General features: G+C 63.5%; 13 protein-coding genes. 7 read left to right on the top strand and 6 right to left on the bottom strand.

Going from position 1 to position 15,764, the window contains the following annotated elements; all coding sequences use genetic code 11:
* Positions 1-29: 29 nt before the first annotated feature.
* On the bottom strand, positions 30-1,325 hold the full coding sequence (gene glyA, locus AC2FML_RS05955) for a serine hydroxymethyltransferase (RefSeq protein WP_170337640.1): 1,296 nt from the start codon (positions 1,323-1,325) through the stop codon (positions 30-32).
* 168 nt (positions 1,326-1,493) lie between these two features.
* On the opposite strand from glyA, the gene AC2FML_RS05950 reads away from it, so the two are divergent.
* Positions 1,494-2,255 (top strand): NAD kinase, encoded by a 762-nt coding sequence (locus tag AC2FML_RS05950; RefSeq protein ID WP_170337641.1) that lies wholly within the window; start codon positions 1,494-1,496, stop codon positions 2,253-2,255.
* 262 nt (positions 2,256-2,517) lie between these two features.
* On the opposite strand, the gene AC2FML_RS05945 is transcribed toward AC2FML_RS05950, so the two are convergent.
* The 4 genes from AC2FML_RS05945 to AC2FML_RS05930 form a co-directional block, all read right to left on the bottom strand.
* Positions 2,518-3,957, bottom strand: a complete 1,440-nt coding sequence (locus AC2FML_RS05945; RefSeq protein WP_480635423.1) for an amidase family protein — start codon at positions 3,955-3,957, stop codon at positions 2,518-2,520.
* A 90-nt stretch (positions 3,958-4,047) separates the two neighbouring features.
* Positions 4,048-5,937 (bottom strand): propionate-CoA ligase PrpE, encoded by a 1,890-nt coding sequence (prpE, locus tag AC2FML_RS05940; protein ID WP_496782379.1) that lies wholly within the window; start codon positions 5,935-5,937, stop codon positions 4,048-4,050.
* 228 nt (positions 5,938-6,165) lie between these two features.
* Complete coding sequence (locus AC2FML_RS05935; protein WP_170401975.1) at positions 6,166-6,555, bottom strand: GFA family protein; 390 nt, start codon at positions 6,553-6,555, stop codon at positions 6,166-6,168.
* A gap of 46 nt (positions 6,556-6,601) precedes the next feature.
* The gene (locus tag AC2FML_RS05930; RefSeq protein WP_496782377.1) at positions 6,602-8,875 is read right to left on the bottom strand and encodes an NADP-dependent malic enzyme; all 2,274 of its coding nucleotides are present in this window, start codon (positions 8,873-8,875) and stop codon (positions 6,602-6,604) included.
* A gap of 143 nt (positions 8,876-9,018) precedes the next feature.
* Here AC2FML_RS05930 and AC2FML_RS05925 point away from each other — a divergent pair, with 143 nt between their 5' ends.
* The 6 genes from AC2FML_RS05925 (at position 9,019) to upp (ending at position 14,733) form a co-directional block, all read left to right on the top strand.
* Positions 9,019-10,104: a cupin domain-containing protein gene (locus tag AC2FML_RS05925; protein WP_496782375.1), complete on the top strand. Its 1,086-nt coding sequence runs from the start codon at positions 9,019-9,021 to the stop codon at positions 10,102-10,104.
* Between the two features lie 106 nt (positions 10,105-10,210).
* The gene (locus AC2FML_RS05920; protein WP_170363036.1) at positions 10,211-10,594 is read left to right on the top strand and encodes a cytidine deaminase; all 384 of its coding nucleotides are present in this window, start codon (positions 10,211-10,213) and stop codon (positions 10,592-10,594) included.
* An 11-nt stretch (positions 10,595-10,605) separates the two neighbouring features.
* Complete coding sequence (locus AC2FML_RS05915) at positions 10,606-11,913, top strand: thymidine phosphorylase (RefSeq protein WP_496782373.1); 1,308 nt, start codon at positions 10,606-10,608, stop codon at positions 11,911-11,913.
* Complete coding sequence (locus AC2FML_RS05910; RefSeq protein WP_496782371.1) at positions 11,910-13,121, top strand: phosphopentomutase; 1,212 nt, start codon at positions 11,910-11,912, stop codon at positions 13,119-13,121. Before AC2FML_RS05915 ends, AC2FML_RS05910 begins: the two co-directional genes overlap by 4 nt.
* A complete protein-coding gene (locus AC2FML_RS05905; RefSeq protein ID WP_496782370.1) occupies positions 13,118-14,104 on the top strand; it encodes an adenosine deaminase in 987 nt (328 codons plus the stop codon). The genes AC2FML_RS05910 and AC2FML_RS05905 overlap by 4 nt, the downstream gene beginning before the upstream one ends.
* On the top strand, positions 14,101-14,733 hold the full coding sequence (gene upp / locus AC2FML_RS05900; RefSeq protein WP_093962638.1) for a uracil phosphoribosyltransferase: 633 nt from the start codon (positions 14,101-14,103) through the stop codon (positions 14,731-14,733). The genes AC2FML_RS05905 and upp overlap by 4 nt, the downstream gene beginning before the upstream one ends.
* 6 nt (positions 14,734-14,739) lie before the next feature.
* Here upp and AC2FML_RS05895 read toward each other — a convergent pair whose 3' ends face one another.
* On the bottom strand, positions 14,740-15,753 hold the full coding sequence (locus AC2FML_RS05895; protein WP_222456963.1) for a hypothetical protein: 1,014 nt from the start codon (positions 15,751-15,753) through the stop codon (positions 14,740-14,742).
* Positions 15,754-15,764: the final 11 nt, after the last annotated feature.

Genomic DNA, 15,764 nt, shown 5'->3' with positions numbered 1-15,764 from the left:
GCCATTCTGTTGTTTCTGACCTTGTGTCGTCAGAGGTTCGGGTAGATCGGGAACTTGGCGCACAGATCCGCGACCTGCGCTTTGACCCGCGCTTCGACCTCACCGTTGTTGTCTTCACCATTGGCGGCCAGTCCATCGACCACCTCGATGATCCAATCCGCAATCTGGCGGAACTCGGGCTCTCCAAAGCCTCGGGTCGTGCCGGCGGGCGAACCCAGACGGATGCCGCTGGTCACGGTCGGCTTTTCTGGATCGAACGGCACGCCGTTCTTGTTGCAGGTGATGTGCGCACGGCCCAGCGCCTTTTCGGTCGCGTTGCCCTTGACGCCCTTGGGGCGCAGGTCGACCAGAACAACATGGGTGTCGGTGCCGTGGGTCACCGTGTCCAGGCCGCCCTTGATCAGTTGATCCGACAACGCCTGAGCGTTGACGACGACCTGTTTGATGTAGTCTTTGAACGAAGGCTGCAGCGCCTCGCCAAATGCCACGGCTTTTGCCGCGATCACATGCATCAGTGGGCCGCCCTGGATGCCCGGGAAGATCGCCGAATTCACTTTTTTGGCGATCGTCTCGTCATTGGTTAGGATCATGCCGCCACGCGGGCCGCGCAAGGTTTTATGCGTGGTAGTGGTGGCCACATGCGCGTGCGGGAAGGGGCTGGGATGCTCGCCCGCGGCGACCAGACCGGCGAAATGCGCCATGTCTACGTGCAGATAAGCCCCCACCATGTCGGCGATCTCGCGCATGCGGGCAAAGTCGATCTGGCGCGGAATGGCCGAGCCGCCGGCGATGATCAGCTTGGGCTGGTGTTCTTTGGCCAGCGCCTCGACCTGATCGTAGTCCAGCATGTTGTCCTGCTTGCGCACGCCGTACTGAACCGCATTGAACCACTTGCCCGACTGGTTGGGCTTGGCGCCATGGGTCAGGTGACCGCCAGCATCCAGGCTCATGCCCAGAATGGTGTCGCCCGGCTGGATCAGCGCCTGGAACACGCCCTGGTTAGCTTGTGATCCCGAATTCGGCTGCACGTTGGCGAATTCGCAACCGAACAGTTGCTTGGCGCGGTCGATGGCCAGGTTCTCGGCGATGTCGACGAACTGGCAGCCGCCATAGTAACGCCGGCCGGGATAGCCTTCGGCGTATTTGTTGGTCATGACCGAGCCCTGCGCCTCCATGACAGCTGCGCTGACGATGTTTTCCGAAGCGATCAGCTCGATCTCGTCGCGCTGACGTCCCAGTTCGGAGGTGATTGCCCCAAAAAGTTCAGGGTCACGATCCGCGAGGGACTGGGTGAAGAAACCGGTATCACGAAGGTTGGCGTTCATGGGCGCTCCGCATGGCTGAGGTTGGTTTGGCGGATTTCCTATAGGAAACTGTACGGATGAAAAAGACTTTAAAGCGACGAAATGGCCAGCTGCGGCGTCACGTCTGGCCTAATGGGGAAAGGTATGTTTGTTTCGGAACCAAATGCGCAGCACCGGAAACTGGAAAACATGACCAAGAGAATCGCTTTTCTCGCCAGCGACGTGGATGTCGCGCAGTCGGCCCGCAACAAACTGGTGGCACGCTATGGCAATGCGGCCCCCCGAGATGCGGATGTCATCGTGGCGCTGGGCGGCGACGGGTTCATGTTGCGGACGCTGCACAACACGCAGCATCTGGATGTGCCGGTCTACGGCATGAATCGCGGGACCATCGGGTTTCTGATGAACGAGTTCCACGAAGCCGATCTGATGGAGCGTCTGAGAGCCGCCGAAGAAGAAGTCATCAACCCCTTGACGATGAAGGCCATGGACCAATCGGGACAGGTGCACGAAGCCCTTGCGATTAACGAGGTTTCGTTGCTGCGCGCCGGTCCGCAAGCCGCGCGCCTGAAGATCAGCGTGAATGGCCGCGTGCGGTTGGCCGAACTGGTCTGTGATGGCGCGCTGTTGTCCACGCCCGCCGGGTCGACCGCCTACAACTATTCGGCACATGGCCCGATTCTGCCCATTGGGTCGGATGTTCTGGCGCTGACGGCCATTGCGGCCTTTCGTCCTCGGCGGTGGCGCGGTGCGTTGCTGCCCAGTACGGCGCATGTGCGCTTTGACGTGCTTGAGGCCGACAAGCGTCCGGTGATGGCGGACGCTGATTCCATATCCTTTCCGGATATCGATTGGGTCGAGATTCGGTCGGAACCCAAGATCCGTCACAGGATCCTGTTTGACCCCGGGCATGGCCTGGAAGAGCGTCTAACGATTGAACAATTTACATAATTTCCCGAGATTCTCGGACTTATGTGAAGCAGTTCACAGGAAGCTGACCACCTCTCAGCTATGCTGATCTTGCCCGGAGAACACGCCGCGGTGGGAGTGAGTGGCCACCAAATGGTGTTTTCGGATGATTGCGCAGTTTTCGCGCTGGCGAGGGTGGGTGGTGCTACGCTCGTCATCACAATCCGGGCATATTTTAGCACGTGGACCCCGGGCTCTCAGTCCCGGGGTCAATTATTTTGGGCAGTTGAAAGCGGTTGGTGTTTCAGCCCGTGCGTGCCAGATCGGCCCACAGGTGATCAGCCATACGACCAACCCGGGCTTCAATCGCGATGGCGGCGTCCAACGCCAGGTCCTCGCGCCAGCGCTGCGCTGCGATCTGAACGTTGATTGGCTGGCGCCCACTCGGCAATTCGGCCAAACGCGCCGGAACGCAGGCGGCGGGCAGGCCCAGAAAGTTCATCGCATAGGAATAGACCGCGCAGCCCAGCACTTCGTGTACGCCTTCCGAGCCTTCTGTATCACGGTCGGGTCTGAAAAAGGGCTGCGGCAGGAAAGGCGACAGCACCAGCGGGTAGTCCTCCAAGAACAGGGACCATTCCCGCGCATAGTGGCTGCGCTGCGCCAGTGCTCGGATCAGGTCCGGGCCGGTGATCGGGGGAAATTCCTGGAAGTAAGTGGCAAAGATGCGCTGGATTGTCTCGGACCCGGCCGCCTCGACATCGGCTTTCATCAGGGTCAGAACCTCGCCCATCAATGCGCGATAACCCAGCCGTCCACATTCAAAAACGTTCGGAGGGTCGATCTCGTCAACGGTGTACCCGGCATCAACCAGTGCATCACGGGCCGCGTCCAGCGCCTTGTCGACTTCGGGGTGGAGATTGTAACCGAAAGTGTTCTTGGTGAAAGCCGCCCGCGGCTGCTGGTCAGGCTCGGTCACGCGCCAGGGCAGCGGAACGTGAAACGGATCGCGCGGATCCGGCGCGATCAGGCTGGGCATGGCCAGGTGCAGGTCAGCCGCGCTGCGGGTGATCAGGCCTTGCACCGACATGGATTGCGCAAGCAGTCCACGTTCGGCGGTTTGGCTGGGGTTCCATGCTGGAACGCGCCCCAAGCCCGGCTTCACGGTCACCGCGCCAAGGGCCGCGGCCGGAAACCGCAGGCTGCCGCCGATGTCGTTGCCATGCGCCAGCGCCCCCATGCCCGTCATCACCGCCACACCGGCCCCGCCCGAGGAGCCCCCGGGAGAAATATGTCGGCCCCAAGGGTTGTGGGTGCGTCCATAAAGCGGGTTGTCGGTGTCGGCACGGAATGAGAACTCGGGCGTGTTGGTCCGGCCAATCACCACCGCCCCAGCCTTCAGCAGGTTCGACACGACGGGCGCATCGTCGGGGGCAATTACGTCTTTCAGAGCGGTCACACCGTTGGTCGTGGCATGGCCCTTCTGGTCGACATTGACTTTGATCGTGACGGGAACGCCGTGCAGCGGGCCGGTCGGTTCGCCGCGGGCCCGCTGGGCATCGAGGGCGCGGGCGCGCTCCCGCGCCTCGGCGCTGAGGTCTTCGACGACGGCATTCAGCGCCGGGTTCAGCGCGTGCATCCGGTCGATTGCGCTTTGGACGGCTTCGGTCGCGCTCAATTCGCCGGAGCGGGTCAGTTTTGCGAGTTTTGTGGCGCTCAGGCGCCAGATGTCGTCATTTGCCATGTGCCCTCCGTCAAGGGCACAGTAGGCGGTCTGCCAATGGTTGCAACCCCGCAGGGCAGGGCGGGCGGCCCGGGGCCGCCCGATGCCCGGTTACTGGGCGTAACCGATTGATTTCAGGGCTTCGGTGATTTCGTCCAGAATGGCCGGATCGTCGATCGTGGCAGGCATTTTGTAATCTTTGCCATCGGCGATCGACACCATCGTTCCACGCAGGATCTTGCCAGACCGTGTCTTTGGCAGACGATCCACTACGACGGCCAGTTTGAATGCCGCAACGGGCCCGATTTTGTCGCGCACCATCTGCACGACCTCTTTCGCGATCTCGGCATGGTCACGATTGCAGCCTGCGTTCAGGCACAGGAAGCCAACCGGGGCCTGACCCTTCAACTGGTCCGATACACCGATGACTGCGCATTCGGCCACATCGGGATGGGCTGCCAGAACCTCCTCCATCGCGCCGGTGGACAGGCGGTGGCCGGCCACGTTGATCACGTCATCGGTGCGGGCCATGATATACAGGTAACCGTCTTCGTCGATCATCCCGGCATCGCCGGTTTCATAGTAGCCCGGGAAATGCTCGAGATAGGATTTCTTGAACCGCTCCTCGGCATTCCACAAGGTTGGCAGCGTTCCCGGCGGCAGGGGCAGCTTGACCGCGATCGCGCCCAGCTCGCCGGGTTTCATCGGGTGGCCGCCTTCGTCGAGTATCTGCACGTCGTAGCCGGGCATCGGCTTGGCGGGCGAGCCCAGCTTGATCGGCAGTTCCTCGATCCCCAGCGGGTTGCCGGCGATGGTCCAGCCGGTTTCGGTCTGCCACCAGTGGTCGACGACCGGAACCTTCAGCGCGTCCTGCGCCCAAGTGATCGTGTCCGGGTCGGCGCGTTCACCGGCCAGGAACAGGGCCTTGAGGCAGGACAGGTCGTATTTCGCCAGCATCTCGCCCTTGGGGTCCTCGCGCTTGACCGCGCGGATCGCCGTTGGGGCGGTAAAAAAGCTTTTGACCTTGTGCTCGGAAATCACCCGCCAGAAGGTACCGGCATCGGGTGTGCCGACGGGCTTGCCCTCGAACACGATGGTGGTGTTGCCGTGGATCAGCGGGCCATAGCAGATGTAGGAGTGGCCCACGACCCAGCCCACGTCCGAGGCCGCCCAGAACACATCGCCGGGATCGACGTTGTAGATGTTCTTCATCGTCCAGTTCAGCGCCACAAGGTGCCCCGCCGTGGGCCGCACGACGCCTTTGGGCGCCCCCGTGGTGCCCGAGGTGTAAAGGATGTAGGCGGGATCATTGCCTGCGACCGGCACACACTCGGCCGGCTCGACACCGTATTGGAAGCCGTGCCAGTTGAAGTCGCGCCCTTCGATCAGCTTGGCCACTTCCTGTTCGCGCTGGAAGATCACGCAGAACTCGGGCTTGTGGCTGGCCATGTCGATGGCGCCGTCCAGCAATGGCTTGTAATGTACCACACGACCGGGCTCCAGCCCGCAGGACGCCGCGATGATCGCCTTGGGTTTGGCGTCGTCGATCCGCACCGCCAGTTCGTTGCTGGCAAACCCGCCAAAGACCACCGAATGCACCGCACCCAGTCGCGCGCAGGCCAGCATCGCCTCGAGCGCCTCGGGGATCATCGGCATGTAGATGATGACGCGGTCGCCCTTTTCGATCCCCTTGGCCCGCAGCGCGCCGGCCAGGGTGGCCACGCGATTGCGCAGCTCCATGTAGGAGATCTCGCGCTTGGTGTGGGTGATCGGGCTGTCATAGATGATGGCGGTTTGCTCGCCCCGGCCGTTTTCCACATGGCGGTCCACGGCGTTCCAGCAGGTGTTCACCTTGGCATCGCAGAACCATTCGTACAGAGGAGCGTTGTCGTCAAACAGGGCCTTGCTTGGCGGTTGGATCCAGTCGATGCCTTTGGCGGCTTCCATCCAGAAAGCCTCTGGGTCATTTTTCCAGCTGTCATACACGTCCTGGTACGCCATGGGTCCTCCTCCCGAAAACTGTCATCTTTGTGTTAGGCGGCTGGGTTCACCCGAGCAAGCGGCGCGCGTGACGGCGCGTCAGTTTATCGCGAAATATTTGCAGAACTGCCCCATTTGCCTTGCAAAGTTTTGCAAATGATCCTTGTTTTCGCGCCTGAGCAGGAAATTTTTGCAGAACTTGCAAATTCGCAAAGCGTCCGGTGCAAAAGTGGGTTTGTCAGATTCGGATCAGGTCGCCGTTCCCGCATATCGGGGCAGGCTGTCCTCGATGTTCAGCCAGTGCAGATGCTCGGCGTGATAAACGTGAAACCGGGGCGCAGCATCCTCGGGGTTGTCCAACGTGGCGGTGTAGAGATGAATGTTCACCCGGTCGCGGGCATTGCGATATGCCATCGGCGTGCCGCAGGTCCCGCAGAACAGACGTTCAACATCCTCAGACGAGTTGTACACGCGTGGCGGATCCCCTGACCATGCCACCGAGCCGTGCGGCAGCCCGATGAACGCCGTGACTGGGGCGGCGCAATTGCGACGGCAATCCACGCAATGACAGTAGCAGCTCCAGGCGATCTCGGCATCGCTGGCCCATCGCACGGCGCCGCAGTGGCAGTGACCTTTCATGATGACCTCCCTCGGCAGGGCGGCCAGACCGGTCGGGCCGCCGTGGTCAACCGTAATGCGCGACGGGCGTTCCGGCAATTGCCGCCATGTTCAGCAGCCCGCGCGCGGTGATCGAAGGTGTCACGATATGCGCCTTGTTGCCCATGCCCATCAGGATGGGGCCGACCTCGATGCCGTCTGCCTTCATCTTCAGTATGTTGCGCACGCCGCTGGCCGCGTCCGCATGGGCAAAGATCAGCACGTTGGCGGCCCCCTCGAGGCGTGAATTGGGGAAAATCCGCTCGCGCAGTTCGGGGTCCAGGGCCACGTCCAGGTTCATTTCGCCTTCATAGATGAAGTCGCGGGGCTTGCTGTCCAAAATCGCAATCGCTTCGCGCAGGCGTTTGCCGGACCCCTCGGCCTGATTGCCGAACTGCGATTGCGAGCAGAACGCGATCTTTGGCGCCAGCCCGAAACGCCGGACATGGCGCGCGGCGCCCACGGTGATCTCAGCCAGTTCTTCCGGGCTGGGCAATTGCCGGACATGAGTGTCGGCGATGAACAGCGGGCCGTCTTCAAGGATCATGAGGGACAATGCACCATGGGGGCGCAGGTCGCCGTCATTCAGCACCTGCTCGACATAGTTCAGGTGCCACCGATACTCGCCAAAGGTGCCACAGATCATGCTGTCGGCTTCACCCCTGTGCACCATGATTGCGCCAATCGCGGTGGAATTGGTCCGCATGATCGCCTTGGCCAGATCGGGCGTTACCCCCCGACGCTGCATGATTTGGTGGTACGAGTTCCAATAGTCATAATAGCGCGGGTCGTTTTCCGGGTTTACGATCTGGAAGTCCTGCCCGGGGCGGACCGACAGGCCCAGTCGTTCGCAGCGTGCCTCGATCACCTCGGGACGGCCGATCAGGATCGGGGTTTCGGTGGTTTCCTCAAGAATCGCCTGAGCGGCGCGCAGCACGCGTTCGTCTTCGCCTTCGGCAAAGACGATGCGGCGCGAGGCAGCGGCGGCGGCCTCGAAGACGGGGCGCATCAGTAGGGCGGACTTGAAGACCGTCTGGTTCAGCTTTTCCTTGTAGGCTTCGATGTCCTCGATGGGGCGCCTGGCCACGCCGCTTTCCATCGCGGCGCGGGCCACGGCCGAGGACACCACACCCACCAGTCGCGGGTCGAACGGCTTGGGGATCAGGTAGTCTGGGCCGAAGGTCAGCTGTTCGCCCTTGTAGGCGGCTGCGGCCTCGGCGCTGGTGGTGGCGCGGGCCATTTCGGCGATGCCTTCAACGCAGGCGATCTGCATGGCATCGTTGATCTCGGTCGCACCCACGTCCAGCGCACCGCGGAAGATGAACGGGAAACAAAGGACGTTGTTCACCTGGTTCGGGAAGTCGCTGCGCCCGGTGGCGATGATGGCATCGGGGGCGACTTCGCGCGCGGCGTCGGGCAGGATCTCCGGGGTCGGGTTCGCAAGAGCAAAGATGATCGGCTGTTTGGCCATGCGCGAGACCATCTCGGGCTTGAGCACGTTCGGCCCGCTGAGGCCCAGAAACAGGTCGGCCCCGTCGATCACCTGATCCAGCGTGCGCAGGTCGGTTTTCTGGGCGAATTGGTCCTTGTGCGGGTTCATGTCTTCGACGCGACCCTCATAGACCAGCCCGTGAATGTCGCACAGCCAGATGTTCTCGCGCTTGACGCCCAGTTTGACCAGCATGTTCAGGCAGGCGATCCCTGCCGCACCGCCGCCGGTGGACACGACCTTGATGTCCTCGAACTGCTTGCCGGCCACGTGCAGCGCGTTGCGCGCAGCGGCCCCCACCACGATGGCGGTGCCGTGTTGGTCATCGTGGAAGACCGGAATGTTCATCCGCTCGCGGCACAGTTTCTCGACGACAAAGCAGTCGGGCGCCTTGATGTCCTCGAGGTTGATCGCGCCGAAGGTCGGCTCCAGCGCGCAAACGATATCGGCCAGCTTCTCGGGGTCGGGTTCGTTCAACTCGATGTCGAAACAGTCGATGCCGGCGAATTTCTTGAACAGGACGGCTTTGCCCTCCATCACCGGCTTAGAGGCCAGCGCGCCGATATTGCCCAGCCCCAGCACCGCGGTGCCATTCGAAACCACGGCCACCAGATTGCCGCGCGCGGTATACATCTCGGCGGTCGCCGGGTCGGCCTTGATCTCAAGGCTGGCCTCGGCCACGCCGGGCGAATAGGCGCGGGCAAGGTCGCGCCCGTTGGCCATGGGTTTGGTCGCCTTGATCTCCAGTTTCCCAGGCTTCGGATGCGCGTGGTAATCAAGTGCGGCCTGACGCAGGCTGGGTGTGTCGGACATGTCAAAACTTCCCGTTTGGAATTTAGTTTAGTGCTAAACTATTTCTTACGCAGGGGAAACCTCGAAATCGCATGACGGCGGATCCGACCCCGACTTGCAAATCCCCCAACGGCCCCTCACAGTCCCGCGCAGAGGAGACCAGCATGACCGATACCATAGCCGAATTCCGCATTCCGACCCAAGAACTGCGAAACGACATTCCGTTCTACACCAAGGTTCTGGGCATGCGGATGGACATGATCTATCCGGCGGATGACCCACGGGTTGCGGTGTTTTCGGGGCATGGCCTGCGACTGCGTGTGGAAAAGGACGCGCCCGAGGCGCCGGGCACCTTGCGTATCCTCACCGATGATCCGGACGGGTTTGCCGGCGGTCAGCGCAGCCTGGTCGCCCCCAACGGCACCCGCATCGAGATCGAAGAGCGCAACCCGCCCCTGGTGATGCCCGAGACGGTTCATTCCTTCGTTGTCCGCAGGCTCAAGGATCAGGCGCCCTGGATCATCGGGCGCGCGGGCATGCATTACCGCGATCTGGTGCCCGACCGGCTGGGCGGGTCGATCATCGCCAGCCACATCCGCATTCCCGACGGCGGCCCGGTCCCGGACATGGTGCATTTCCACAAGGTCGGGTTCCAGCTGATCTTCTGCATCCACGGCTGGGTGGATGTGGTCTATGAGGATCAGGGCGACAAGATGCGCCTGACCGCTGGCGACTGTTTCATCCAGCCGCCCGAGATCCGGCACCGCGTGCTCGAAGCGTCGGACAACGTTCAGGTGATCGAAATCGGCGTTCCGGCCGAGCATGTCACCGAGATCGACCACGAAATGCAGTTGCCTACGCCGCATTACCGCCCCGAGCGGGAATGGCAGGGCCAGCGGTTCGTCTACAACCGGGCCGAAGGGGCAGAGTGGCAGCCGTTCCGCCTGCCGGGTTATCAATGCCGCGACACGACGATTGCCGAAAACACCAAGGGCGTGGCGGGCGTTCAGGTGGTGCGCCGGGGGCAGGGCGACCCGGTCTGGGCCAGCCATGATGCCAATATCCACTTTACCTTCGTGATGAACGGGACCGTCACCCTGGAAGGTGAAGGCCGTGATCCATTTCGGCTGGAGCAGGGCGATGCCTTTGTCATCCCGCCCGGAATGCGCACGCGGCTGGCCGACCCCAGCGACGATGTCGAACTGCTCGAGGTCACGCTGCCGGGGTATTTCAAGACCGATCTGGGCTGACGCGCGGGCGCGTCGAGATTCCCGTGCAGAGGGGGCTTCAATTCCCCCGCGGATTTCCAGTAGGGTATGGCATTCTGACCAGATGATCAAAAATCGGGGAATCGCCATGTCGTTGAAAGAAGCAGCCCTCAAGGTGCGTGAAAACGCCTATGCGCCCTATTCGAATTTCAAGGTAGGCGCCGCGCTCCGCACCCCGTCGGGCGAAGTGTTCGCGGGCTGCAACGTGGAAAACGTGGCCTATCCCGAAGGAACCTGCGCCGAGGCCGGTGCGATCGCCGCGATGGTCGCCGCCGGAGAAAACAAGCTGGCCGAGGTCTATGTGGTGGCCTCCAGCCCGCAACCGGTGCCGCCCTGCGGCGGGTGCCGGCAGAAACTGGCCGAGTTCGGAGACAAGGACGTGGTGGTCACCATGGCGACGGTGGACGGGATTGAGACCCGCACGACCATCGGCGAGCTGCTGCCCGGCGCCTTCGACGCCTCGTTCATGTAAGGGCCGCGCCCATGGACGCCCGTTCGATTATCGCGAAACTGCGCCGCCGCGAGGTGCCGGATTCCGGCGAACTGGCGTGGTTCGCCCAAGGTCTGGCCGATGGCAGCGTCAGCGACGCCCAGGCCGGAGCCTTTGCCATGGCCGTCTGCATGGGCGGGCTGGGTCCCGAGGGCCGCGCCGCGCTGACGCTGGCCATGCGCGACAGCGGCGAGGTTCTGACCTGGAACCTGGACGGCCCGGTGATCGACAAGCATTCGACCGGTGGGGTGGGGGATTGCGTCAGCCTTGTGCTGGCCCCGGCGCTGGCGGAATGCGGGGCCTATGTGCCGATGATCTCGGGCCGCGGTCTGGGCCATACCGGCGGGACGCTCGACAAGCTCGAGGCGATCCCCGGCGTGTCGACCCAGATCAGCCAGGACCGGCTGGCCCAGATCCTGGCCGAGACCGGCGCCGCCATCGTTGGCGCGACCGCCCAGATCGCTCCGGCGGACAAACGGCTCTATGCGATCCGCGACGTGACCGCCACGGTCGAAAGCCTCGACCTGATCACGGCCTCGATCCTGTCCAAGAAACTGGCGGCCAGCCCGGATGCGCTGGTGCTGGACGTCAAGGTCGGCAGCGGAGCCTTCATGAAAACGCTGGACGAGGCGCGCAAGCTGGCGCAGGCCCTGACCGAAACGGCCAATGCGGCCGGGTGCCGGACCTCGGCCCTAATCACCGACATGAACCAGCCGCTGGCGCCCGCCTTGGGCAACGCCCTGGAAATCGCCGAAGTGATGAAGGTGCTGACCGGTGGGCAGCCCTCGCCCCTGGCCGAGATTTCGGCCGAACTTGGCGGTGTTCTGCTGTCTGACGCAGGTATGGTCGGCGACGCGCGGGCCGGGCGGGACATGATCGCCGAGGTGATCCGCGATGGCCGTGCGGCCGAACGGTTCGGACGGATGATGGCCGCGGTGGGCGGGCCGTTGGGTCTGGTCGAGGACTGGGCGCGCTATCTGCCCGAGGCCAGCGTGATCCTTGAGGTCACGGCCCGGGACGAAGGCTATGTCACCGCGATGGACGGCGAGGCGCTGGGCCTTGCCGTCGTGGCGCTGGGCGGTGGCCGGCAGGTGGAAAGCGATGTGATCGACCCGGCTGTGGGGCTGTCGGGGCTGGTGCGGCTGGGCGACAAGGTCTCGGCCGGAACGCCGCTGGCCGTGGTCCATGCCGCGCGCGAGGACGCCGCGCAGCGGGTCGCGCAAGCCGTGCATGCCGCAATGACCCTCGGCCCGGCGCCCGTTCCGGTTCCGGAGCTGGTACAAGAAAGGATCCTCGCATGAGCCGCGCGTTCCTTGTGGTGATGGATTCGGTGGGTATCGGCGGTGCGCCGGATGCTAACCGGTTCTTCAACGGCGACGTGCCGGACACGGGCGCGAACACGGTGGCCCATATCGCGCAGGCCTGCGCCGAAGGGCGGGCCGAGGATGGCCGGTCCGGGCCGTTGCGCCTGCCCAACCTCGATGCGCTGGGGCTGGGGGCGGCGGTGCGGCTGGCGTCCGGCGCGGTTGTGCCGGGGTTGGAGGCCGACCCGACCGGCCTGTGGGGGTGCGCGCGCGAGCATTCGCCGGGCAAGGACACGCCTTCGGGTCATTGGGAACTGGCCGGGCTGCCGGTGCCGTGGGACTGGCACTATTTCCCCGACACGGTCCCCGCCTTCCCTGATGATGTGACCCACGCCGCTGCACAAGCCGCAGGTACCGAGGGCATTTTGGGCAATTGCCATGCCTCGGGTACCACGATCATTGCCGAACTGGGCGCTGAACACATGCGCACGGGTTGGCCGATCTGCTATACCTCGGCTGACAGCGTGTTCCAGATTGCCGCACACGAGGAGACGTTCGGGCTGGAGCGCCTGTACCAGATGTGCCGGAGCCTGGCCCCCATGCTGCACGAGATGAAGGTGGGCCGGGTGATCGCGCGCCCCTTCGTGGGATCGCCGGAACAGGGGTTTGTCCGCACCACCAACCGCAAGGATTTCGCCATCACGCCGCCTGCTCCGGTGCTGACCAATTGGGCGCAGGATGCCGGGCGCACGGTGCATGGCGTGGGCAAGATCGGTGACATCTACTCGATGCAGGGGATCGACACGCTGGACAAGGGCTCGGACGCCGAACTGATGGGTCACCTCTCGCGCCTTGTAGACAGCGCCGAGGACGGCAGCCTGACATTCGCAAATTTCGTCGAGTTTGACAGCCAGTACGGCCACCGGCGCGACATCTCGGGCTATGCCCGCGCGCTGGAATGGTTCGACGCCGAGATTGGCCGTATCCTGCCCCGGCTGCGCCCGGGCGACCTGTTTCTGCTGACCGCCGATCACGGCAACGACCCAAGCTGGATCGGCACCGACCACACCCGCGAGCAGGTGCCGGTGCTGATCGCCGGCCTGGGGGGCGGACAGATCGGGCAGGTGAATTTCGCCGACGTCGCCGCCAGCATCGCACATCACTTGAACATTCCGGCGCAAGGGCCGGGAAGGATCTTTCTATGACCGTCGCAGACCTGCCCAAGATCGAACTGCACCTGCATCACGAAGGCGCGGCCCCGCCCGCCTTCATCCGCCAGCTGGCGCATGAAAAGAAGGTTGACCTGAGCGGCATCTTCAAGCCCGACGGCAGCTATGACTTTCGCGATTTCGCGCATTTCCTCAGCGTCTACGAGGCCGCTTGCGAGGTGTTGAAAACCCCCGAGGATTTCCGCCGCCTGACGCTGGCGATCCTGGAAGAAAGTGCTGCGAACGGGGTGGTCTATTCCGAAACCTTCCTCAGCCCCGATTTCTGCGGCGGGGGCGATCTGCATGCCTGGCGCGACTATCTGGCCGCCATTCAGGACGCCGCCGACGAGGCCGAGCGCAAGTTCGACATCACCCTGCGCGGCGTGGTAACCTGCGTGCGCCATTTCGGACCCGACAAGGCCAAGCGCAGCGCGCTGTGCGCCGCCGAAACCGCCGGTGACTGGATCACCGGGTTCGGTATGGGCGGGAACGAGGCCATGGGCCAGCAGGCCGATTTCAAATGGGCCTTCGACTGCGCGCGCGAGGCCGGATTGCGCCTGACCACCCATGCTGGCGAATTCGGCGGCCCCGAAAGCGTGCGCGATGCGGTGCGCGCGCTGGGGGTCGAACGTGTGGGCCATGGCGTGCGAGCCATCGAAGACCCCGATCTGGTGCATGAGCTGGCCGACCGGGGCGTCACGCTCGAGGTCTGTCCGGGCTCGAACGTGGTGCTGGGACTGTACCCCGATTTTGCGGCCCACCCGATCGCGCGGCTGCGCGCGGCGGGTGTGAAGGTCACAGTATCCACCGATGACCCGCCGTTTTTTCATACCACCATGCGCCGCGAATATGACATGCTGACCCAGGCCTTCGGCTGGGAAGCCAAGGATTTCGCCGCGCTGAACGACACCGCCCTGAACGCCGCATTCTGCGATGAAGAGACCCGCGCAAGGGTCAGAAAAAGACTGGAGAACACATGAGCGAACATCTGACCGTCGTCGACCACCCGCTGGTTCAGCACAAACTGACGCTCATGCGGGACAAGGGCACCTCGACCGCCTCGTTCCGGCAATTGCTGCGCGAGATCACGCTGCTGCTGGCCTATGAAGTCACGCGCGAAATGCCCCTGACCACGCGCCATATCGAAACCCCGATGGAGGAAATGGACGCGCCGATCCTGGCGGGCAAGAAGCTGGCGCTGGTGTCGATCCTGCGCGCGGGCAACGGGATGCTGGACGGCGTTCTGGAGCTGGTGCCCTCGGCCCGGGTCGGATTTGTGGGGCTGTATCGCGATGAAGAAACGCTGCAGCCGGTGCAGTACTACTTCAAGGCCCCCGAAGGCCTTAAAGATCGGCTGGTGATTGCGGTTGACCCGATGCTGGCCACCGGCAACAGCTCGGCCGCTGCGATCGACCTTCTGAAACAGGCCGGTGCCACCGACATCCGGTTCCTGTGCCTGCTGGCCGCCCCCGAAGGTGTGGCGCGCATGAAAGAGGCGCATCCCGACGTCAAGATCGTTACTGCCGCACTGGACCGCGAGCTGAATTCCAAAGGCTACATCATGCCCGGTCTGGGCGATGCTGGAGACCGGATGTTCGGCACCAAATAGGCGCGCCTAGTCGCTGCAGATGTTCTGCAGCCGTACCCAGTCCCGGTCGGGCATAACCTGATCCAAAGGCTGACCCGCCATCGGGTCGGCCTCGATCAAACCCAGAACCGTTTCGCCCGTGATATCAACCGCATAGGCATATGGGGTTGAGGGCAAATAGGCGGACGCAAACGCCTCCAGCAAGTCGTCTTCCGGAACTGCGGGGCGGGGTTCGGCCAGAACCTGTTCGGTATAGGTGTCCACGATCTGGGGTGTCAGTTCGCCCGTCGTCAGCAGGCGAAACGCTGCAGTGGGCCCAGTTTTGTCCAGGAGATCATCCAACGGATCATGCAGCCTGGCCCGCGTGCGTTCAGCTATCACGTAACCGGCGGCAACCGCGGGATCTTCACTGTCTTCAACCAGCGCTCGGTTCAGCAGCACGATCCCTCCGGGAAGTGAAAGGCTTTCCTGCACTCCGGCCGGCAACACAACGATCCGTCGCACACCTGTTCTCTGGGCCAGCTTCTGCAGCGCCGGCTGCGCGTCCGCCGAGGCGCAGGCCCGGCCCGAGACCCGTTCAATCCGTTGCAGAATCGTGTTCCCGATGTCCTGCCGTTTGATCTCGGGCACGACCTTTTCGACATGGCTTTGCAGGGCGCCGGGCAGCCAGAACAGCAAGACCGCCGCGACAGCCGCAACCACGCCGCCGACACTGGCCCACCGCAACCGCCCGGGATGCGGGCGCGCCCGTTCGATGGCGCGTTGCAAGCGGTCGATTGCCTCGATCATGGTGGTTTCGGACTGCTCCAGCTCCAGTGTCTCGTCCGGATCGCCGTCGGGGTTGAATATCGCGGGGAACTTGCCCGGGTTCTGCCTTTCAAGTGCGGCAAGCGACCAGTGCGTCAGCGCGCGATCGTTGAAATCGGTGATGGTCAACGTCGCCTCGCCGATCGAAACAACCACTTCGCGCCGCTGCTCGTCGGGCGACGGGCGCCACAGACCGGTAGCTTCGATCCGCTGGTATTGTTTCAGTGCCGTCATTTCGATGAGGT

Source organism: Ruegeria sp. BHSC029, assembly GCF_059613085.1.
This window is presented reverse-complemented; position numbering and strand designations above follow the sequence as displayed.